General features: G+C 66.5%; 21 protein-coding genes. 11 read left to right on the top strand and 10 right to left on the bottom strand.

Annotation, left to right across the window (positions count from 1 at the left end; genetic code table 11):
* Positions 1 to 113: 113 nt before the first annotated feature.
* Positions 114 to 245, bottom strand: a complete 132-nt coding sequence (locus ACFYOW_RS35295; protein ID WP_387294389.1) for a hypothetical protein — start codon at positions 243 to 245, stop codon at positions 114 to 116.
* Entirely contained in the window at positions 235 to 582 is a 348-nt protein-coding gene (locus ACFYOW_RS35290) for a nitroreductase/quinone reductase family protein (RefSeq protein ID WP_387294388.1), read from the bottom strand. Before ACFYOW_RS35290 ends, ACFYOW_RS35295 begins: the two co-directional genes overlap by 11 nt.
* Positions 583 to 707: 125 nt before the next feature.
* On the opposite strand from ACFYOW_RS35290, the gene ACFYOW_RS35285 reads away from it, so the two are divergent.
* Positions 708 to 1172: a MarR family transcriptional regulator gene (locus ACFYOW_RS35285; RefSeq protein WP_387294387.1), complete on the top strand. Its 465-nt coding sequence runs from the start codon at positions 708 to 710 to the stop codon at positions 1170 to 1172.
* Positions 1173 to 1190: 18 nt separating this feature from the next.
* Here the strand turns inward: ACFYOW_RS35285 and htpX are convergent, their stop codons facing one another.
* Positions 1191 to 2066 carry a zinc metalloprotease HtpX gene (htpX, locus tag ACFYOW_RS35280; protein ID WP_387294386.1) on the bottom strand — a complete coding sequence of 292 codons (876 nt, stop codon included), beginning with the start codon at positions 2064 to 2066 and terminating at the stop codon, positions 1191 to 1193.
* A gap of 221 nt (positions 2067 to 2287) precedes the next feature.
* A complete protein-coding gene (locus ACFYOW_RS35275; RefSeq protein ID WP_387294385.1) occupies positions 2288 to 3310 on the bottom strand; it encodes a polyprenyl synthetase family protein in 1023 nt (340 codons plus the stop codon).
* A 194-nt stretch (positions 3311 to 3504) separates the two neighbouring features.
* Between ACFYOW_RS35275 and ACFYOW_RS35270 the strand changes: the two genes are divergently transcribed.
* The 3 genes from ACFYOW_RS35270 (at position 3505) to ACFYOW_RS35260 (ending at position 5707) form a co-directional block, all read left to right on the top strand.
* A complete protein-coding gene (locus tag ACFYOW_RS35270; RefSeq protein WP_387294384.1) occupies positions 3505 to 4785 on the top strand; it encodes a geranylgeranyl reductase family protein in 1281 nt (426 codons plus the stop codon).
* Between the two features lies 1 nt (position 4786).
* Positions 4787 to 5200 (top strand): AraC family transcriptional regulator, encoded by a 414-nt coding sequence (locus ACFYOW_RS35265; RefSeq protein ID WP_364389587.1) that lies wholly within the window; start codon positions 4787 to 4789, stop codon positions 5198 to 5200.
* A 72-nt stretch (positions 5201 to 5272) separates the two neighbouring features.
* Positions 5273 to 5707, top strand: coding sequence for a VOC family protein (locus ACFYOW_RS35260; RefSeq protein ID WP_063045424.1), 435 nt, complete (start codon positions 5273 to 5275; stop codon positions 5705 to 5707).
* Between the two features lie 48 nt (positions 5708 to 5755).
* Here ACFYOW_RS35260 and ACFYOW_RS35255 read toward each other — a convergent pair whose 3' ends face one another.
* A complete protein-coding gene (locus ACFYOW_RS35255) occupies positions 5756 to 6262 on the bottom strand; it encodes a DUF2505 domain-containing protein (RefSeq protein WP_387294383.1) in 507 nt (168 codons plus the stop codon).
* Positions 6263 to 6302: 40 nt separating this feature from the next.
* Here ACFYOW_RS35255 and ACFYOW_RS35250 point away from each other — a divergent pair, with 40 nt between their 5' ends.
* From ACFYOW_RS35250 to ACFYOW_RS35235, 4 genes are all read left to right on the top strand, one after another.
* The gene (locus ACFYOW_RS35250; RefSeq protein WP_063045442.1) at positions 6303 to 6785 is read left to right on the top strand and encodes a DUF3592 domain-containing protein; all 483 of its coding nucleotides are present in this window, start codon (positions 6303 to 6305) and stop codon (positions 6783 to 6785) included.
* Between the two features lie 89 nt (positions 6786 to 6874).
* On the top strand, positions 6875 to 8017 hold the full coding sequence (locus ACFYOW_RS35245; protein WP_387294382.1) for a glycosyltransferase family 4 protein: 1143 nt from the start codon (positions 6875 to 6877) through the stop codon (positions 8015 to 8017).
* A 149-nt stretch (positions 8018 to 8166) separates the two neighbouring features.
* Entirely contained in the window at positions 8167 to 8880 is a 714-nt protein-coding gene (locus ACFYOW_RS35240) for a demethylmenaquinone methyltransferase (protein ID WP_387294381.1), read from the top strand.
* A gap of 150 nt (positions 8881 to 9030) precedes the next feature.
* A complete protein-coding gene (locus tag ACFYOW_RS35235; protein WP_387294380.1) occupies positions 9031 to 13215 on the top strand; it encodes a molybdopterin-dependent oxidoreductase in 4185 nt (1394 codons plus the stop codon).
* Between the two features lie 66 nt (positions 13216 to 13281).
* On the opposite strand, the gene ACFYOW_RS35230 is transcribed toward ACFYOW_RS35235, so the two are convergent.
* The gene (locus ACFYOW_RS35230) at positions 13282 to 14316 is read right to left on the bottom strand and encodes an aldo/keto reductase (protein ID WP_387294379.1); all 1035 of its coding nucleotides are present in this window, start codon (positions 14314 to 14316) and stop codon (positions 13282 to 13284) included.
* An 82-nt stretch (positions 14317 to 14398) separates the two neighbouring features.
* Between ACFYOW_RS35230 and ACFYOW_RS35225 the strand changes: the two genes are divergently transcribed.
* Positions 14399 to 15013, top strand: a complete 615-nt coding sequence (locus tag ACFYOW_RS35225; RefSeq protein ID WP_387294378.1) for a TetR/AcrR family transcriptional regulator C-terminal ligand-binding domain-containing protein — start codon at positions 14399 to 14401, stop codon at positions 15011 to 15013.
* On the opposite strand, the gene ACFYOW_RS35220 is transcribed toward ACFYOW_RS35225, so the two are convergent.
* The gene (locus ACFYOW_RS35220; RefSeq protein ID WP_387294377.1) at positions 14908 to 15477 is read right to left on the bottom strand and encodes a TIGR03086 family metal-binding protein; all 570 of its coding nucleotides are present in this window, start codon (positions 15475 to 15477) and stop codon (positions 14908 to 14910) included. The genes ACFYOW_RS35225 and ACFYOW_RS35220 overlap by 106 nt on opposite strands.
* A 110-nt stretch (positions 15478 to 15587) precedes the next feature.
* On the opposite strand from ACFYOW_RS35220, the gene ACFYOW_RS35215 reads away from it, so the two are divergent.
* Both ACFYOW_RS35215 and ACFYOW_RS35210 read left to right on the top strand, forming a co-directional pair.
* Positions 15588 to 15824, top strand: coding sequence for a hypothetical protein (locus tag ACFYOW_RS35215; protein WP_040696132.1), 237 nt, complete (start codon positions 15588 to 15590; stop codon positions 15822 to 15824).
* Positions 15825 to 15973: 149 nt separating this feature from the next.
* Positions 15974 to 16204: a hypothetical protein gene (locus ACFYOW_RS35210; protein WP_387294376.1), complete on the top strand. Its 231-nt coding sequence runs from the start codon at positions 15974 to 15976 to the stop codon at positions 16202 to 16204.
* A gap of 13 nt (positions 16205 to 16217) precedes the next feature.
* Here ACFYOW_RS35210 and menD read toward each other — a convergent pair whose 3' ends face one another.
* The 3 genes from menD to ACFYOW_RS35195 all read right to left on the bottom strand — a co-directional run bounded on the left by menD (position 16218) and on the right by ACFYOW_RS35195 (position 19513).
* Positions 16218 to 17861 carry a 2-succinyl-5-enolpyruvyl-6-hydroxy-3-cyclohexene-1-carboxylic-acid synthase gene (gene menD / locus ACFYOW_RS35205; RefSeq protein WP_387294375.1) on the bottom strand — a complete coding sequence of 548 codons (1644 nt, stop codon included), beginning with the start codon at positions 17859 to 17861 and terminating at the stop codon, positions 16218 to 16220.
* A 376-nt stretch (positions 17862 to 18237) separates the two neighbouring features.
* Complete coding sequence (locus ACFYOW_RS35200; protein ID WP_387294374.1) at positions 18238 to 18681, bottom strand: DUF6918 family protein; 444 nt, start codon at positions 18679 to 18681, stop codon at positions 18238 to 18240.
* 154 nt (positions 18682 to 18835) lie between these two features.
* On the bottom strand, positions 18836 to 19513 hold the full coding sequence (locus ACFYOW_RS35195) for a PaaI family thioesterase (protein ID WP_387294373.1): 678 nt from the start codon (positions 19511 to 19513) through the stop codon (positions 18836 to 18838).
* Positions 19514 to 19664: the final 151 nt, after the last annotated feature.

The following is a 19664-nucleotide window of genomic DNA, read 5'->3' as shown; positions in this document are numbered from 1 at the left end:
AAAGCCCCCGTCGATCATCATGATCGACGGGGGTTTCTCATTTCTGCGGGCATATATCGGTGCCGAAGCGCGGCCGGGTCGGTCGCATTCAGTATTGCCACGAGTTCGTCCTCTTAACTGAAATGGGTTTCCAATTCATTTGCGAGACGGTCGAATTCGGTGCGCAACTCGGCCGCGTCGGCGCTGTTCAGCAACTGTCGCAATTCGGCGAGTGCCGTGGCGACCACACGGTGCTCACGCTGCACGCTCGGCGCCCGCCAGCACTGTTGCGGTGGCCCGAAATGTCTCGACGCCGGCCGCTTCGCCGATCTCCACGGTGGCGCCCGGATTCCGCTGCACGTTGTGAAACCACGCCGGATGGGTGTCGGCGCCGGCGTTCGAGCCGAAGATCAGTATTCGATCGCCGTCTCGGTAATAGACGACCGGCGTCGTGTGCTCGCGTCCGCTTTTCGTGCCGACCGTGGTCGGCAAGATGAGCGGTACCCCCTCGAACATCGCGCCGACCGACCCCGCGTTCGCGCGGAACTCCTCGATGATCGCCGCATTGAAATCCGCCGCCGAAGTCTGCTGTGCATCCGCCATGTCCTGCGCCCTACCAGATCGCCGGGCGGACCGGCGACCGCCGATACTAGCCTTGCCAGAGAGATTAGATTTTGCTTTGCAAGCAAAAATATTTTGTAAGCAATGGCTATTTGGAGGTGTGCGGGATGTCAGCGAGTGCGCGTGGCATCGGAGTGGACGAGGGCATTCGGAGTCTGCTGCTGCTCATGCCACGGGTGGTGGGGCGGGCCAAGAAGATGCGCGTTCCCGAAGAGCTGCAATCGTTTTCGCTTGCTCCGCGGCATCTGTCACTGCTGGCGAATCTGGTGTTCGAGGGGCCGATGACGGTGAACGAGCTGGCCGCGCGGCTGGAAGTCGCGCCGACGACCGTCAGTCTGATGGTGGGCGATCTGAGCCGTCAGGGGGTGCTGGAACGCCGCTCGGATGCGGCGGATCGCCGTCGGACCATCGTCGCCATCGCGGCGGCGCACCAGAAGTCGGTCAATGCCTGGCTCGGCGGCAGTGCGCGGGCCTGGCGGAAGGTGCTCGAGCCGTTGAATGCCGAGCAGCGGCGGATGTTCGTCGAGACGCTACGGGCCTACGAACAGGAACTCGCGACCGAACACGATTGAGCGCGTCGGGTCCGCCGATCAGTAGTTGCGGGGCCCGCCCGCCATTTCCTCGAGACGGGCGATGCGATCGGCCATCGGGGGGTGGGTGGAGAACAGGCGTGCCGCACGCTCACCGGCCCGGAACGGGTTGGCGATCATCAGATGCGACTGGGCCGTCAGCTGCGGCTCGGGGGGCAGCGGGGCGGCCTGTACGCCGCGCTCCAGCTTGCGCAGCGCCGAAGCCAAGGCGAGCGGATCGCCGGTCAGCTCGGCGCCGGATTGGTCGGCTTGATATTCGCGGGAGCGGGAGACCGCCAACTTGACCAGGGTCGCGGCGATCGGGCCGAGCAGCGTCACCAGGATCACGCCGAGGATATTGGGGCCGTCACCATTCCGGTTGCCGCCGAACATCGAGGCGAAGAAGGCCAGGTTGGCCAGGCCGGAGATGACCGCGGCCAGTGCGCCCGCGATCGAGGAGATCAGGATGTCGCGGTTGTAGACGTGCGATAGCTCGTGGCCGAGCACCGCGCGCAGTTCGCGCTCGTCGAGGATCTGCAGGATGCCGCTGGTACAGCAGACCGCGGCGTGGCGCGGATTGCGTCCGGTCGCGAAGGCGTTCGGGGCGTTGGTCGGGCTGATATAGAGCTGCGGCATCGGCTGACGCGCTGTGGTCGCGAGCTCGCGCACGATGCGATAGACGACCGGGGCCTCCAGCTCACTGACCGGCTGGGCGTGCATGGCCTTGAGCGCGATCTTGTCGCTGTAGAAATAGGCGTAGGCATTCATGCCGACGGCGAGCAGGATCGCCAGGAAGAGAATCATCGGGCTGCGGAACATCGCCCCGGCGAACACGATCAAGGCCGAGAGGCCGACCATGAGCCCGAACGTCTTCAGCCCATTCGCATACCCGTGCATATCCGCCTCTCCGCGTATTCAGGCCGTACAAGTCAGTGCCGCGAGACTTGGTCACAGGTCCTGCGTCGAGTGCCTGGTGGGTTCTGGGCGTACCCGGCGAGATACCCATGTACTCACGAAATCAGTCATCGCGTTTGCCACGATCTCACCGATTGGATTACACCAGGTCAACGCCGAGGGCCGAGCGAAGGTTCCTGATCGAAATGTGAGCTCCGTGCCACCTAGCCGACGCGTTCGATGGTGTAGCGGACCAGGTGCTCCAGGGCGTCGTTGGCCGGGCCCGACGGCAGTGCGGAGAGTTCGGCGTGCGCGATATCGGCGTAGCTCTGCAGCTTCTCCTTGGCCAGCACCATGCCGCGGGAGTGGGCGAGCAGGGACAGCGCCTCCTCGACCTCGTCGTCGGTCTGCAGCGGGTGGGCCAGCAGTTTGCGCAGGCGGTCGCCCTCGGCGCCCTCGTCGCGCAGCGCGTACAGCACCGGCAGGGTGTGCACGCCCTCGCGCAGGTCGGTGCCCGGCGTTTTACCGGATTGTTCGGCGGCCGAGGAGATGTCGATGATGTCGTCGGAGATCTGGAAGGCGGTGCCGACCGCATCGCCGAGCCGAGCCAGCCGCTCGACGTGTTCGGCATCGGCGCCGGAGAAGGTGCCGCCGAAGCGTCCGGCGGCGGCGATCAGCGAGCCGGTCTTCTCCCACACCACGCGCAGGTAATGCTCGACCGGATCCTGGGATTCGCGGGCGCCCATGGTTTCCCGCATCTGGCCGGTGACCAGTTCGGCGAAGGTTTCGGCAATGATCCGCACGGCATCGGGACCGAGGGTCGAGGTCAGCCGTGACGCGTGCGCGAAGAGATAGTCGCCGGCGAGGATGGCGATGCTGTTGCCCCAGCGTGAATTCACGCTCGGGGCGCCGCGGCGCATCGGGGCCTCGTCCATGACGTCGTCGTGGTACAGCGTCGCCAGGTGCACCAACTCGACCACGGTGCCCGCAGTGATCAGCGCCGGATCGGTGGGGCGCGGACCGAGCTGGCCGGTGAGGATGGTGAACAGCGGGCGGAATCGCTTGCCCCCGGCCTTGGCCAGATGCAGCGCCGCCTCCTGTAGGAACAGCTCGCCGTCGGACAGCTCATCGATCAGGAGTTTTTCGACATCGATGAGGCCATTGCGCACGGTCTCCGCGAGCTCGGTATCACCGAGATCGACTCCGGCCACCACCGTGCTCTCATCACTCACAGCCGATGTGCTCATCTCTTCTCCCAGCGATGCGTCCGACCCCACGGTAGAGAACCTAGCGTGTCCCCGCCGCGCGGCCCATGAACACCGTCACTCTGCGGTGTATCAGACACTTTTCCATATCGTTTTCCGACCTCATCGATCGCATGGTCTGTGCCACGGGCAGGCTCCATCGACACGAACCGAATGCTGCTGCGAGTATTGAGCGCATGGGTTCACCGGATGTCACCCCCGCCGGCGGGGACGGGGAGACGCAGAGCGCGATTCCCACACAGACCGAAGTGCTCGTGGTCGGTGCCGGGCCGGCCGGATCGGCCGCCGCCGCCTGGGCCGCGCGGGCCGGTCGCGATGTCCTGCTCATCGATTCCGCCGTCTTCCCACGTGACAAGACCTGCGGCGATGGACTCACCCCGCGCGCGACCGCCGAATTGGAGCACCTCGGGCTCGGCGACTGGCTGCGCGCGCACACCGTGAACCACGGCCTGCGGCTGACGGGTTTCGGCCGCGAGGCGCTGCTGCCGTGGCCGGGCGGTTCCTTCCCAACGTATGGAAGTGCCGTTCCCCGAACCGAACTCGACGACAAGCTGCGTGAGACAGCTGTGAAGTCCGGGGCCAGGATGCTGGATGGCACGAAAGTGATCGATGTCATCCGGGAGGGTGTTCGCGTCACGGGTGTGACGGTGAAGACGGCGGAGGGCACCCGTTCGATCGGATGCAAGACGCTCGTCGTCGCCGACGGCGTCCGCTCCCCGATCGGCAAACTGCTCGGGCGAACCTGGCATCGGCAGTACGCCTACGGCACCGCGGCCCGCGCCTACATCAAGTCCGCGCGCAGCGACGACCAGTGGATCACTTCGCATCTGGAACTGCGCAACGCCGACGGAGACTTGGTGCCCGGCTACGGCTGGGTCTTCCCGCTGGGCAATGGCGAGGTGAATATCGGCGTCGGCTCGCTGGCCACCGAGCAGCGGCCCTCGCATATCGCGCTGAAACCGCTGCTGGAGCACTACACCTCGTTGCGCCGCGAGGAGTGGCAGTTCGAGGGTTCGCTGCGGGCGGTCGCGTCCGCGCTGCTGCCGATGGGTGGGGCGGTGTCGAATGTCGCGGGGCGCAATTGGGTGTTGATCGGCGATGCCGCGGGCTGTGTGAATCCGCTCAACGGCGAGGGCATCGATTACGGACTGGAGGGCGGGCACATGCTCGCCGAACTGCTGGACGAACCGGATCTCACGAAGGTGTGGCCGGAGCTCTTGCGTACCCGCTACGGTCGGACGTTCTCCGTGGCGCGACGGATCGCCGGTCTGGCGACCCACCCCAGGATGGTGCCGATGGGCGGCCCGCCGGTGATGCGGTCGAAGTATCTGCAGCGCACCGCGGTTCGGGTGATGGGCAATCTGGTCACCGACGAGGATCTGGATCTCACGGCCAGGGCCTGGCGGGCCGCGGGCCGGGCCTCCTACCGCTTCGACGAACTCGCACCCTTCACCTGAGATGACCGGATTACCCGCGCTCTACCTACTTCCGCATCTGCGGCGGGCGCGGGATCTTGCGGACCGGAACTATGCCGAGCCGTTGAATCTGGACGAATTGGCAGCCGCCGCAGGGGTTTCGAAGTATCACTTCCTGCGCGCGTTCGCGGCCGTATACGGCGTGACGCCCGCGGCGTATCTGGCGCAGCGTCGAATCGAGCGGGCACAGGACTATCTGCGGGCCACCAACCTCACCGTGACCGAGGTCTGCATGCTGGTCGGGTACAGCAGTCTCGGGTCGTTCAGCAGTAAGTTCCGGCAATTGGTCGGGGTGACGCCGTCGGAGTACCAGGCCAAATTCGCGGACGGCGCGCCACGGATTCCCGGCTGTTATGTGTTCATGCACGGGCTGTCGGATCGCAAGCCGCGGGGCTGAGTGCTCAGCGGTTCGCACAACTCAGCAATTTCGGAGAAGCGCCCAGGTCGACGCGCTTCCTAGCCTTTGGGCATGACGATTACGAATGTCTCGCTGGTCACCGTGTACGTCACCGACCAGGACGCGGCCAAGCAGTGGTACACCGAAAAGCTGGGGTTCGTCGAGACCAGCGATGTGACGATGGGCGACAACGGATTCCGCTGGGTCAGCGTGGCACATCCCGATCATCCCGAACTCGAAATCACCCTGATGATTCCGGGACCGCCACTGGATGACAATCTCGCCGACGCCATCCGCCGGGCCCTGGCCAACGGCACCAACGGCGCGCTCGGCCTGAAGACCGACGACTGCCAGAAGACTTTCGAGGAATTGACCGCCAAGGGCGTGGAGTTCATCCAGCCGCCCGCCGAACGGCCCTATGGCACGGAGGCGATCATCCGGGACAATTCCGGCAACTGGCTGGTGCTGGTGGAGCCCAAGGAATTCAGCCCGGAGGACTTCGCCTAGCCGATGAGCCCGGCACGCCCCGGCTTTCGCCGGGGCGTTCGGAACGGGTCAGGCGCTCGCCTGCGCGGCGACCCACTTCTCGATATGTTTGCGCTCGCTTTCGAGCACCCGATGATGCAGCTGTTCGGCCAGCGGTTCGATGGCACCGCCGACCAGCGGCACCTTGACCCGCACGGTGCCGACGACCTCGATCTCGGACCCCTCGACGGTCGGTCGCAGTTCATAGGTGCCCGACATTTCGCTGCTGATGCCGCCGGTGGCGCCCTCGAAGGTGCCCTTGGCGATTTCGCCGTCCAATGCCTGCCAGTTGTCGGTGCGCGAGAGCACCAGTTCGCTCTTGAGTACCTTGCTCACGATGCCGGGAACCTTGTCATCGCTTGCCTTTTCGGTCATATGTATGCGGATTGTGCCCGTGCCCTGCGGATGCGAGAGATCGAGTGTGGCGGTCTGCGCACCGGCGAACCGGGACTGCCAGACGTCATCGGTGGTGAGTGCCCGGTGAAGATCTTCGACCGGGACGGCGTAGGGCACGGTGAAGCTGAATTTTCGGGACATGGCCGCAAACGGTATCGGAGGCGGCAAGTAGCCTGTTGTGGTGTCGGAAACCAGCCAGTCTGAAAGGCGTTCGAACCGCCTGCGGCGGGCCAGGATCGGGGTGCTGACGGCGGCCGTCTTCCTCAGCGCCCTCGTCGTGCTGCTGGTGCTGGCCGCCTGGCGCAACGACTATCTGATCAGCTCCGACAAGGGTGTGACCTCCGCCGAGGTGCTCTCGGCCGGGCGGCTGCGTTCGGCGGTCATCTATGTCACACCGGACGGGAAGACGCACAATCCGAAGGTCGGGGTGCTCTATCCGACCAACCTCACCGCGGGTGAGCGGATCAATGTGGAGTACAGCCGCAAGGATCCGGATCTGGTCCGGGTGGCCGGACGTGACGTGCGGGTCGCGATTCAGCCCGCGCTGTCGGTGATCCTGGTGGTGTGGGCGGTCGCGCTGCCCACGATGTGGCTGCTGCTGCGAGCACAGCGCCGTACGCCTGGCCCGGTGAACGGATCCCGCGCGGCCGCCGGCGCGGCCTGAGGCAAGCAGCCCCGACAGTTCGCCGGATCTTTGCGTATCGGTCATTTCGACGTGACGGCGTGGCGCGTTGCACGGGTCAACCTGGGATGGTGCGAGTAGCCATCGTTTCGGAGTCGTTCCTGCCGAATATGAACGGCGTCGTCAATTCCGTGCTCCGGGTGCTGGACCACCTGGACCAGCACGGGCACGAGGCGCTGGTGATCGCGCCGGATACGCCGCACGGGCTGCCCGCCGCGCCATGGGTCTACAAAAGATTCCCGGTACATCTGGTACCAGCGGTGATGGTGCCGAAGGTCAGCTCGCTGCCGGTGGGCCTCCCGCAGCCCGGGATCACCGCCGCGATCGATGAATTCGATGCCGATGTGGTGCATCTGGCTTCGCCCTTCCTGCTCGGCGCGGGTGGTCTCGGTGCGGCGATGCGGTTGGATCTGCCGACGGTCGCGATCTATCAGACCGATGTGGCCGGGTTCGCGAAGAGTTACGGGCTGGGGCTGGCCAGTCGGGCGGCCTGGGCCTGGACGCGACGGATTCACGAGGGCGCGACACGGACGCTGGCACCGTCGCGCGCGGCGGTAGAGGATCTGGGGCGGCACGGCGTCCCCCGGGTGCACCGCTGGGGTCGCGGTGTCGATATCGGCCGGTTCACACCCTCGGCGAAGCGACCGGAGCTGCGGGCGTCCTGGTCGCGTGGGCAGGACAAGCTGCTGGTTGGGTTTGTCGGGAGGCTGGCCCCGGAGAAGCATGTGGAGCGGCTGGCGGTGCTGGCGAGCGATCCGGCGATCCAGCTGGTGATCGTCGGGGACGGACCGGAGCGGGCTCGGCTGGCTCGGATGATGCCCACCGCGATCTTCACCGGTGAGCTCGGCGGCGACGAGCTGGCGCAGGCGTATGCGAGCCTGGATGTGATGGTGCACGCGGGTGAGCACGAGACTTTCTGTCAGGGGGTCCAGGAGGCGCTGGCCGCCGGCGTTCCGGTGATCGGGCCGGATGCGGGCGGACCGCGCGATCTGATCGCGCACTGCCGCAACGGCTATCTACTGCCGGTGGATCGCTTCACCGAGCTCCTGCCCAGTGCGGTTGCGGCGCTTCGTGATCCGGTACTGCGGGCGCGATTCGCCGCGGCCGCTCGCAAGTCGGTGCTGCACCGGACCTGGCCCGCCATCTGCACCGAACTGATGGGCCACTACGCCGACGTCACGGGGATTCGGACCCAGTTGCCGCACACGGCGTAACTCGTTTGTGAGTTCCGCGACCTCCGATGCCGATTACGGGGGTGTGACCATGGAAAAGACCGGCGCGTCCGATGGCGACGCGAATTGTCTGGGCCAGTTCGGCGCGGGAGTCTCGCTCAGCATGTGCTACGCGCGGTAGGTTCGGGGGCGTGGCGAAAACAGAGCAGCGGGAACCGGTTCGGGCTTCGCTGGACAAGCAGCCGCACGAGGTCGCGTCGATGTTCGACGGGGTCGCGAAGCGGTACGACCTGACCAACACCGTCATCTCCTTGGGGCAGGACCGATATTGGCGCTGGGCGGTGCGCAAGGCAGTGGCGCCGCGGCCGGGTGAGCGCGTGCTCGACCTCGCCGCGGGCACCGGCATTTCGACGCTGGACCTGGCGAAATCCGGTGCCTGGTGCCTGGCGGCCGACTTCTCCCAGGGCATGCTCGCCGCGGGCAAATTCCGCAACGTGCCGATGGTGGCCGCCGATGCGACCGCACTGCCCTTCGCCGACGATTCGTTCGACGCGGTGACCATCTCCTACGGCCTGCGCAATATCTCCGAGACCGATGCCGCGCTGCGCGAGATGCTGCGGGTCACCAAACCGGGCGGGCGGATGGTGATCTGCGAGTTCTCCACGCCGATCGTGCCGATCTTCAGCACCATCTATCTGGAGTACCTGATGAAGGCGCTGCCGAAGGTCGCGGTGGCGGTGAGCAGTAATCCGGATGCCTACGTCTACCTCGCCGAATCCATCCGAGCCTGGCCGAATCAGCGGCAGTTGGCGCTGCGGATCGCGGATGCGGGCTGGTCGTCGGTGAAATGGCGCAATCTGACCGGCGGCATCGTCGCACTACACCGCGCTTACAAATTGGGCTGACCGGCAAATCGGACGGAGCTCCTGGTCGCGGCACATTTTCGTGGCGTACGCCACACCTCACGGGGGAAATTTGCTGCGGTGAGGTTAATTGTTATCTGTCGATAACGTTGGGTAAATCGGCGGCAATCGGCGGTGCGCATGATCGGTGGCATGACCGACGCAGGCACCGATCGCGCGAGCACCGCCAGAACGGCGTGCTCGTACTGCGGCGTCGGCTGCGGCATCGTCGTCGAGACTCGCGCGGGCGCGGACGGTGCGCCGGTCATCGCCAAGGTCCGCGGTGACAAACTGCATCCGACCAATGCGGGCCGGCTGTGCACCAAGGGCGCGACCCACCAGGAGTTGATGGCGGCGCCGGGGCGGATGGAGACCGCGTACCGGCGGCCCGAGCGGGGTCAGGTGCCCGTGCCGGTGCCCGTCGACGAGGCGGTGCACGAGGTGGCCACCCGGCTGCGGGCGATCCTGGACGAACACGGACCGGACGCTATCGCGCTTTACGTCTCCGGGCAGATGTCGCTCGAGGCGCAGTACCTGGCCACCAAGTTGGCCAAGGGGTATCTGCGGACCAAACACATCGAGGCCAATTCCCGGCTGTGCATGGCCAGCGCCGGGACCGGCTACAAGCAGTCGCTCGGCGCGGACGGGCCGCCCGGCTCCTACGACGACTTCGAACACGCCGATCTGTTCTTCGTGACCGGCGCGAATATGGCCGACTGCCATCCGATCCTCTATCTGCGCATGATCGACCGGGTCAAGGCGGGGGCGAAGCTGATCGTGGTGGATCCGCGGCGCACCGATACCGCGGCGCGGGCCGATCTGTTCCTGCAGATCGCGCCGGGTACCGATCTCGCCCTGCTGAACGGGCTACTGCACCTGCTCGTCGAAAACGGTGCTATTGATGCGGAATTCATCGCCGAGCACACCGAGGGGTGGGCGGCGATGCCCGAATTCCTCGCCGACTACCCGCCGGACCAGGTCGCCGCGATCACCGGGCTGGCCGAGGACGATATCCGAACTGCAGCGCGCTGGATCGGCGAAGCCGGTGAATGGATGTCGTTGTGGACCATGGGACTCAACCAGTCGACCCACGGCACCTGGAACACCAACGCGCTCTGCAACCTGCACCTGGCCACCGGGGCTATTTGTCGTCCTGGCAGCGGACCGTTCTCGCTGACCGGTCAGCCGAATGCCATGGGCGGGCGCGAAATGGGTTATATGGGTCCGGGTCTGCCCGGGCAGCGCAGTCTGCTCTCCCCCACCGACCGCAGCTTCGTGGAGACCGCGTGGGGCGTCGAGCCGGGCACGCTGCGCACCGAAACCGGACCGGGCACGATCGAGATGTTCCGCGAGCTGTCGGAGGGGCAGATCAAGGCGGCCTGGATCATCTGCACCAATCCCGTTGCCACCGTAGCCAATCGGAAGACGGTGATCGGCGGCCTGGAGGCGGCCGAGCTGGTCATCGTGCAGGACGCCTACACCGATACGGCCACCAACTCCTACGCCGACATACTGCTGCCCGCCACGCTGTGGGCCGAAGCCGATGCGGTGATGGTGAATTCGGAGCGCAATGTCACATTGCTGCAGCGCTCGGTGGATCCGATCGGCGACGCCCGTCCGGACTGGTTGCTGATCGCGCAGGTCGCCACCGCAATGGGCTTCGCGGGTTTCGAATACGCCTCCAGTGCCGAGGTTTTCGACGAGATCAAGCAGTTCGCCAATCCGGCCACTGGATACGACCTGCGTGGCATGAGCTACGAGCGGTTGCGCGAGGGACCGATGCAGTGGCCGTGCGCCGAGCCCGAGCGCGCGCGCAACCCGATCCGCTACCGCAATGACGGTGTCAGCCAGGAATTTTTCGTCGACCATGCCGGGCGCCAGCCCCGGTTGGCCTTCGCGACGCCGAGCCGTCGCGCGGTGTTCTGGCCGCGTCCGCATCTGGCGCCGGCGGAAATGCCCGACGACGACTACCCGTTCATGCTGAATACCGGCCGCCTGCAGCATCAGTGGCACACCATGACCAAGACCGGCAAGATCGACAAGCTGACCAAATTGACCGGCCGGCCGTTCGTCGAGGTGCATCCCGAGGATGCCGAGCGGCTCGGGGTCGAGGCCGGTGACCAGCTCGAAATCGCCTCCCGACGCGGTCGAGCGGTGCTGCCGGTGCAGATCAGCGACCGAGTGCGGCCCGGTGTTTGCTTCGCGCCGTTCCATTGGAATGACGAGCAGGGCGAATATCTGACGATCAACGCCGTGACCAATGACGCGGTGGATCCGGACTCGTTGCAGCCCGAATTCAAGGCGTGCGCGGTGTCGTTGCGGCGAGTCGCGGTGATGCCGAAAGCTGTCGAAAGCCCTTCGGCGGGAGTGCCGGAAAGCGCCGCGACCCATGACTCGCACCCGCTGGCGGTCATGCTGGGGCTCGACGCGGGCACAGCGCCGACGCTCAGTGACACCGAACGGATCTATCTCGCCGGATATCTCTCGGCGCTGCAATCCCTTCCGGTGACCGGTCAGCCGGTGCTGCCCGAATCCGCGCCGCTGGCCAAGAACAGTCGGCTGTGGATCGACGGAATGCTGGCCGGTATGTATTCGCGAAGCGCGGCAACAGAATCCGCGTCCACCGATGATGTTCCCGACGAACGGACCCGGCCGGTCACCGTGCTGTGGGCCTCACAGACCGGCACCGCCGAAGAGTTCGCGGCGACGACGGCCGCCCGCCTGGCCGAATCCGGTTTCGCGCCGCGGCTGCTCGATATGGACTCGTGCGAACTCCACGAACTCACCGGCGATGTGCTGGTGATCAGCAGCACCTTCGGCGACGGCGGACCGCCGGATAACGGCACCGACTTCTGGGAACGCCTGGACGACAGCGTGATCCGATTGACCGGCATGCGGTACGCGGTATTCGCACTCGGCGACTCCTCCTATGACGACTTCTGCGGCCACGGTCGCAAACTGGACGCGAAACTGACCGAACGCGGGGCCACCCGTCTGCTCGCACGCGTCGACAGCGAGCCCGATTACGAGGAAACGGCGGCGCGCTGGCTCGACGAGGTGCTCGCCGTGCTGGACGGCGGTGCGCCCGAGACGAGTCCTTCCGGTCCCGGCGGAACTCGGATGCCCGAGCGGTCCTCCGGCGGCACGATGGTGCTGACCCGCACCGCACCGGCCGTCGGGACCCAGACCGCCGGACCGGCGTCGTTCACCCGCAACGCCCCGGTGACCGCACCACTGGTGCGCAATGAGCCGCTGTCGCATGCCGGATCGCCGAAGGAAGTGCGCCAGTTCGGCTTCGATCTGCGCGGACTGAAAGCGAATTACGAGGTCGGCGATTCGCTCGGGGTTTGGCCTACGAACGCCGAGTCGATGGTGGCCGAATGGCTCGGGGCGACCGGTTTGGACGGCCGTCGGATCATCGAACTCGACAACCAGGAATTGTCGTTGGCCCAGGCGCTGCGGACCCGCTTCGACGTCACGAAGGTCAGCCACGATCTGCTCACCTTCATCGCCGAACGCAATCCGAACAACCGGCTGGCGAAACTGCTGCGCCGCGATAATCGCAATGAACTCGACAACTACCTGTGGGCCCGGCAGGCGGTCGACGTGCTGCGCGATTTCCCGGTGCGCGCCGATCTCGTGGAATGGCTCGGCACGCTGAAAAAGCTGCAGCCGCGCCAGTATTCGATTTCGTCGAGTCCGCTGGTCAGTCCCGACGAGGTGCAGCTCACCGTGGGTGTCGTCCGGTACGGCGATCCGGCCGCGACCGGATCCGTCGCGCGGCGCGGTGGGGTGTGCTCGACCTTCCTCGCCGACCGCGCCGACGCCGCCGAATCCGCGGTGCCGATCTTCCTGCAGCGCGCCCCGCACTTCCGGCCGCCGCTCGATCCGACCGCACCGATGATCATGGTCGGCCCCGGCACCGGCATCGCGCCCTTCCGCGGCTTCCTGCAGGAACGCCGTGCCCTCGGCTGCAGTGGCCGCAACTGGTTGTTCTTCGGCGATCAGCATGCCGCCCAGAATTTCTACTACCGAGCGGAATTGGAGGATATGTTCCGCTCGGGCTTCCTCACCCGACTCGATCTGGCCTTCTCCCGCGACCAGCGCGAGCGGATCTACGTGCAGCACCGGATGATCGAGCACGGCGCCGAGCTGTGGTCCTGGCTGCGCGACGGCGCGCACTTCTATGTGTGCGGTGATGCGGCGCGCATGGCCAAGGATGTCGATCACACCCTGCTGGCCATTGCCAGGATCCACGGCAAACTCGATGAGGACGGGGCGCTGGCGTTCCGGAAGCAGTTGGTTGCCGAGAAGCGATACGTTCGCGACGTGTACTGAGGGTGGTTGCCTCAGCGCCCGATCCCGCGGGTTCTGAGGAGAAGTGGGCGCTGTGGCTGATGCCCCTCACACCGCAGGAGCACTCAGCCGCGCAAAGTCCGGCAGCCGGTAGTACGGGTAGTAGGGGTACGCCGGGGTAGTCGCGCCTGCCTTGTCGAGGCGCGCGATCTGCTCGGCATCGAGTTCCCAGCCGACTGCGCCGAGGTTCTGGCGCAGCTGCTCCGCATTGCGTGCGCCGACGATGACGGTCGACACCGTTGGCCGGCGCAGCAGCCAGTTGAGGGCGATCTGCGGGACGGTCTTACCGGTCTCCGCGGCGAGTTCGTCGAGGACGTCGACCACGTCGTAGAGCTTGTCGTCATCGACCGGTGGACCTGCCTCGGCGGTCCGATGCAGACGGCTGCCCTCCGGAAGTGGTTGGCCGCGGCGGATTTTCCCGGTCAACCGGCCCCAGCCGAGCGGACTCCACACCACCGCGCCGACACCCTGATCCAAGCCGAGCGGCATGAGCTCCCATTCGTAGTCGCGGCCGACGAGCGAGTAGTAGACCTGGTGGGCGACGTAGCGGGTCAGGCCGTGCCGGTCCGCCGCGGCAAGGGATTTCATCAGCTGCCAGCCGGCGAAGTTGGAGGCGCCGAGGTAGCGGATCTTGCCCGCGCGCACCAGATCGTCCAGTGCCGCAAGGACTTCCTCGACCGGAGTGTGCGCGTCGAAGGCGTGCAGTTGGAACAGGTCGATGTAGTCCGTGCCGAGTCTGCGCAGCGCACCCTCGACCGCCTTGATCAGGCGCGAACGGCCGGAACCCGCATCGAATGGGCCGGGACCGGTCGGCAGGCTCGCCTTGGTGGACAGCAGCAGTTGGTGACGCCTGCCCTTGATGGCCGCACCGAGCACTTCCTCGGAGGCGCCGTCGGAATAGACGTCGGCGGTATCGAACATGGTGACGCCCGCGTCCAGGCTGATATCGACCAGTCGGCGCGCCTGCTCCGCATCGGTATCGCCCCACGCGCTGAACAGTTCGCCCCGCCCGCCGAAGGTGCCCGCGCCGAAACTCAGCGCCGGGACGAGCAAACCTGAGGCGCCGAGCCGCCGGTACTCCATGATGACTCCTAAAGGGTCTATAGTTCCGTTAACGATTCGAACCATACACCCGTCAGGTCACAAATGAAACTGGAGTTCCTTTATGGAGTCTGACAATGCCGCCCCCGGCTCGGTTCGCCCCGGTGGACGCACCGCGCGCGTTCGCGAGGCCGTGCTGCAGGCAGCGGGTGATCTACTCGCCGAGCGCGGTTTCGCACACCTGGATCTGACCGAAGTCGCTGCGCGCGCCGAGGTCGGCAAGACCACGGCCTACCGCCGCTGGCGCAACTCCACCGGACTCGTCGCCGACCTGCTCGTCGAAATGGCCGAACAATCGCTGCCGCACGCGGATACCGGCTCCCTACTCGGCGATCTCACCGCCAACGCCCGCCTGGTCGCCGAAACCCTCACCGATCCCCGCCAAGGCAAGCTCTTCCAGGCCGTCATCGCCGCGGCCACCTGCGACGAAACCGCCGCGGCCGCCCTACGCCGCTTTTACGACATCCGCCTCACCGAATGGACCCCCTGCATCGACGCCGCCATCACACGCGGCGAAATCCCCGAGAACACCGACGCCCGCGCCGTCCTGACCGCCGTCTCAGCCCCCCTCTACTACCGCCTCCTCGCCAGCGGCGACCCGATCGACGACACAGCCGCCCGCACCGCCGCCGCAGCCGCCACCCGGGCCGCCTCGGCAGGCATCTTCACGAAGTCATGAACAAGATCAGATGATTCGAGCAGGACGGTCAGGTGCACCGGGTCGACTGCCAGTTGCTGATCGGTAGCGCGAGCGAGATCCCAACTGTGGACAACGATTTCGTCCAGCGCGATCGTGGCCATGACGACCGCCGGGGCGGATACCCCGCCCGCTTCGGTCTCGCCGTCCCAGGCCGCCGGTTCGCGCCAGGCCGCGACGAGTGCCTTCAGCTGAGCCGGAATGCGGTAACGCCAGTCGGCGGGCATGGCGCCGTCCGGGCCGACGGCGGGCGGGACCGACCGGCCGACCGCTTCCTTGGTCGCGGCCTGCCGGAAGGCCTCGGTGAGTCCGATGACGTGCGCGAGCAGGTCGCGCACGCTGGTATCGGTGCAGGGTGTCGACGCGCTGAGCTGATCGTCGGCAATGGCGCCGGCCACCGCCTCCGTGGCGGCGGCGGCCGGTTCGAAATCGAAATTCGGGTGCATCGGGGCCTCCTCGGCAACGGACGTCAACGATTGATACGGCGCGCACCGTCGCAATTCATCGCAACCAAGTCGTAGCGGCGAAAAGTGCTGGAAAAGCGGAGAATTGGTAGATGAAGGGCGATCGGGTGGAGATCGTCGTCGATTTCGGCGACGGGTCTCGCAGTTATGAAGTGGTCGCGACGCGGGCCGGGCGCAAGGTCGAGGTGCGCATCGCGCGTGGCGTGGTCGAGGTCAGCGAAGTGACGCGAACGGGCGTCGCGGTGCGTACGGCGCGGTTCATGGCGGGGCGCACATTGGCGCTCGTCGAATTCCCGGCGAATGGTTCGGGTCCGGTCGACGGCGAGTAGCAGGTGGGTTGCCGCGCGGCCGGACTAGGTGCATTCTCAACAGTGTTGGACTAGTTGTCCGCCTGCGCTGTGATTCCCGCAGCACCTGGAGTTCGCTCGGCAGAGCATCGGGTACCCAGCCGAAAAGCACGCGCGGAGAGGAATGAACGATGACCGATCCAAGCACGTCCCGCACCGTCGACGCGGTTTCGGAAGCCGACTACATCGAGCAGAACGTCCCTGCCTATCCTGAGATCGTCGATGACACCGACGACAGCTCCGACCGCGAGCTCGCGGCAGCGGTCGATCGAGATGCCTTCGATGCCAATCCGGCCGATGTCGTGGAACAGTCGATCCCGGTGCCGCTCGACGACGATCGCGATTCCGAGCCGGAATACTGATCGGCCCGTCGGCTTACGGCGCGATCTTGGCCCGCACCGTCGCGTGCAACTCGCGCAGACTGGAACGCTCGGTCGCGACTTCGAGCACCCGCAACCCGTGCGCGTGCCCGGCCAACTCGACCGCCAACTGCTCGGTATCGACCTGCCTGTGCGGAATCCGGTAGGCGGCACACAACGCGGCCAAATCCATTCCGTGCGGCGTACCGAAGACGCGCTCGAAAACACCGGCGTACTGCGGATCGCCCTGTTCCAGGAGTTCGAAGATGCCGCCACCGTCGTCGTTGGCGACCACGATGGTCAGATCGGCGGGGCGGGGTTCACCGCGGCCGATGAGCAGTCCGGAGGCGTCGTGCAGGAAGGTGAGGTCACCGATCAGCGCGATGGTGCGGCCGGTGTGGTGCAGTGCCGCGCCGACGGCCGTGGAAACGGTGCCGTCGATACCGGCCACGCCACGATTGGACAGCACTCGGACACCCGGCCGCGGCGGCGAGACCAGGGCCGCGTCACGCACCGGATTGGACGCCCCGAGCAGCAGCTGATCGCCCTCGCGCAACGCGTCCATCACCACTGCGGCGACGTGCAGTCCGGTCGGCTTCGGGTGGTTGGCCAGTTCGGCGCGAACGACCTGAACGGCCTTCGCATCGAGTTCGCGGCAGGACGCGAGCCAGTCCGCACTCGGAGCACCGGTGGTAACCGCCCGGGTTCCGGTGCCGACCACATTGCCGGAGACATCGGGCCAGCGCGGACCGGTGGTGAGCGCGTATACGGTCACGGCCGGATCCGCGAGCACCCTCGCGACCTGGCGATGCAGCGTCGGCCGCCCGGTGATGATCGCCTGCCGCGGCTTCAGCAGCGGCAGGGCCAGCGGATGCAGGGCCGGACCGTGCATCGGGGCGGTGGGTTCGGCCACTGTCGGCAGCTCGGCCAGTTCCGGCCGCAAGCCTGCGCCGTGGCCGGAGATGACGACCGTATCGGGCGTCAGGTCGAGGTCGAGCGGCACATCGAGCGTCGCGTACCGGGTGCACGTCCACGCCTCGCCGCCGGGGCGGCCCTGAGGCGCCCACTCGTCCGGCGTGTGATCCGGCACCAGCGGCTCGCGCAGTGGAATATCGAAATGCACCGGCCCGGCATTGCCGGAACGGGTGCCACGGGCCGCCGCGAGTACCCGGCAGACGGCCGAACGCCATTGACTGTTCTGCTGGCCGTAGGGCACGCCGCCATCGGTGTCCGGCTCTTCCTCGGCGAGTCCGAGGCTGATCGAGGCACGGACCTGGCTACCGAACAGCCCGAACTGTTCGACGGTCTGATTGGCGCCGGAACCGAGCATCTCGTAGGGCCGGTTGGCGCTCAGCACCACCAGCGGTACGCGGGCGTAGTTCGCCTCCAGCACGGCGGGACCGAGATTGGCGACGGCGGTCCCCGAGGTCATCACGACCGGCACCGGCAGTCGACTGGCGATGGCGAGTCCGATGGCCAGGAAGCCCGCGGTTCGCTCGTCGATGCGCATATGCAGGCGAAGTCGGCCTGCCGCATCGGCCGCCTGCAGTGCGAATGCCAGGGGCGCGTTTCTCGACCCCGGGCACAGAACGACGTCTCGCACACCCCCGCGCGCGAGCTCGTCAACGACCACTTGCGCCTGTGCTGTAGACGGATTCACATCTCCAGCCTCTCAGACAGTTGCTTCGACGTCTTCGTCACCCTGCTCACACTGGCACCTCGCTAGCGCTCGGCACCATTGTGCCCAGAGGGCGCTGTGCCGTTGGTTCGCTCGCTGCGTTCCCTCACACCTGCCGGGGGCTGGCGGAAAATTCGCCCCGCGTCCACCACCGGACGCGGGGCGCTCAGCGCCCGTGGTCGGCCGAATCGCCGTGCGCGGCAATGCGCGTCGCGGCGCACCCACCACGGAGCGAGTCCCATGCGCGAACGCAGTGAGCGACAAAAAACACAGCCGCCCACGCGGTCATGCCGTAGCCGAGCGCTAGCGAGGCGCAGGCACGAGCGGGATACGCGGCGCCGTGGCGCCGCAATCCAACTCAGGCGTGCCGCTGCACGAGGTCGCCCAGTCGCGGCAGGGCCTCGATGACGTTCTTCTTGGCCGAGGAACGCATCGACGAGTAGACCTTCTTCAGCGCCGGACGCGTCGAGGCGTCGGCACGCGCGTCGGTCACCGCGAGCAATGCCTCGGCGACCTCGTCCGACTTGGCGACCAGCAGGTCGGCGAACTGGCCGGACCCCGTCGCCACGTATTCCTGCCAGAACGGCTCCAGCTGCGAGACGAGCTTGGGCGCCAAGGACTCCAGCGCGTCCGGCACGATGGACGGGCTGATCTTCTTGACCGCCGCGTAGCCACCCTTGACGGCCAGGCCCGACGCACCACCCTTGTCCGACACCTCGGCGTCCAGAACCTCCTTGGCATCGGCAAGGAAGGCCGTGCGCTTTGCGTCGTCGAGCAGGGATTCAGACAGTGCTGCAACCACTTTCAGGTTCCTCCGGGATCGATGTCGATGAACGAGCGCACGTCACTATACGCACTGGTGCGCAGAGTCACACGGCACTCGTCCGCTAATGAGGCGCAGCCGGACGAAGTCCGCCGTCAGTCTCTTGCGCTTGGCGAGCGGAGGCGGAGCCCGCCTACGGCTGCCACGGCAGCAATTGGACCATCAATCCTTCACAATCGGCGAGGACATTGCCCTGCTCATCGGCCAGTTCCGCAGTGATGAAGGTCTTTCGGCCTTCGATGCGGTCGACGCGACCCCGCACGGTCAGCGGCGTCTGCAGCGGAGTGATCTTGCGATAGTTCACATGCAGATAAGCGGTGCGACTGATCGGCCGTCCGGCGTAATGCACGATCATGCCGAGCAGATCGTCGAAGAGCAGTGGGAGCACGCCGCCGTGTGCCGCGCCGTTGCCGCCGAGATGGAAGCGACGGAATTCACCGGTCATCACGATGCCGTCGGGTCCGGCCTCGACCACCTGCCACGGCAGCAGCAAAAGGCTGCCGCGCCCGGGCAATTCGACCGCGCGGCCGGCCGGGCCCTGCAGTTCGGGTGCGCGATACGGCTGGAGCAGATCGATGAGTTCGCGCGTCCGGTCGAGTGCCTCGCCGTAGATTTCGTCGGGGGCGTCCACGGAGACGACCAGATCCTGCAGCGTGCGCATGGCCTCGACGAACGGACCGAAGTCGGCGCCGACTCGCGCGGGGGAGACCTTGGGGAAGCCGCCGTGCTTCTCGTACCGGGATTCGTCCACCGCGCTGTTGTCGATACGCGGACCGGACCGTCCGACAACATGCTCTGCAACCCGTTTCACTGCCTCGCGCCCGCCCGTCGCCCGACCGCCGCCCCTCATGGAATCGCTTCGCGATGCTCCGTTCATCCTTAGCACGGTATCGCGTTGTTATACACCGTCAAGTCGTACCGCCGAGTAATGGAATCGGCACCGTAGAAGTTCGCATGGAAGT

Origin of the sequence: Nocardia sp. NPDC006982 (genome assembly GCF_042869435.1) — a bacterium.
GTDB lineage: Bacteria > Actinomycetota > Actinomycetes > Mycobacteriales > Mycobacteriaceae > Nocardia.
This window is presented reverse-complemented; position numbering and strand designations above follow the sequence as displayed.

Excerpts from the sequence above, each read along its gene's own strand:
- ACFYOW_RS35290 (WP_387294388.1), bottom strand. The coding sequence starts at position 582 with ATGGCGGATGCACAGCAGACTTCGGCGGCGGATTTCAATGCGGCGATC.
- ACFYOW_RS35285 (WP_387294387.1), top strand. The coding sequence starts at position 708 with ATGTCAGCGAGTGCGCGTGGCATCGGAGTGGACGAGGGCATTCGGAGT.
- htpX (WP_387294386.1), bottom strand. The coding sequence starts at position 2,066 with ATGCACGGGTATGCGAATGGGCTGAAGACGTTCGGGCTCATGGTCGGC.
- ACFYOW_RS35275 (WP_387294385.1), bottom strand. The coding sequence starts at position 3,310 with ATGAGCACATCGGCTGTGAGTGATGAGAGCACGGTGGTGGCCGGAGTC.
- ACFYOW_RS35270 (WP_387294384.1), top strand. The coding sequence starts at position 3,505 with ATGGGTTCACCGGATGTCACCCCCGCCGGCGGGGACGGGGAGACGCAG.
- ACFYOW_RS35265 (WP_364389587.1), top strand. The coding sequence starts at position 4,787 with ATGACCGGATTACCCGCGCTCTACCTACTTCCGCATCTGCGGCGGGCG.
- ACFYOW_RS35260 (WP_063045424.1), top strand. The coding sequence starts at position 5,273 with ATGACGATTACGAATGTCTCGCTGGTCACCGTGTACGTCACCGACCAG.
- ACFYOW_RS35255 (WP_387294383.1), bottom strand. The coding sequence starts at position 6,262 with ATGTCCCGAAAATTCAGCTTCACCGTGCCCTACGCCGTCCCGGTCGAA.
- ACFYOW_RS35235 (WP_387294380.1), top strand. The coding sequence starts at position 9,031 with ATGACCGACGCAGGCACCGATCGCGCGAGCACCGCCAGAACGGCGTGC.
- ACFYOW_RS35230 (WP_387294379.1), bottom strand. The coding sequence starts at position 14,316 with ATGGAGTACCGGCGGCTCGGCGCCTCAGGTTTGCTCGTCCCGGCGCTG.
- ACFYOW_RS35225 (WP_387294378.1), top strand. The coding sequence starts at position 14,399 with ATGGAGTCTGACAATGCCGCCCCCGGCTCGGTTCGCCCCGGTGGACGC.
- ACFYOW_RS35220 (WP_387294377.1), bottom strand. The coding sequence starts at position 15,477 with ATGCACCCGAATTTCGATTTCGAACCGGCCGCCGCCGCCACGGAGGCG.
- ACFYOW_RS35215 (WP_040696132.1), top strand. The coding sequence starts at position 15,588 with ATGAAGGGCGATCGGGTGGAGATCGTCGTCGATTTCGGCGACGGGTCT.
- ACFYOW_RS35210 (WP_387294376.1), top strand. The coding sequence starts at position 15,974 with ATGACCGATCCAAGCACGTCCCGCACCGTCGACGCGGTTTCGGAAGCC.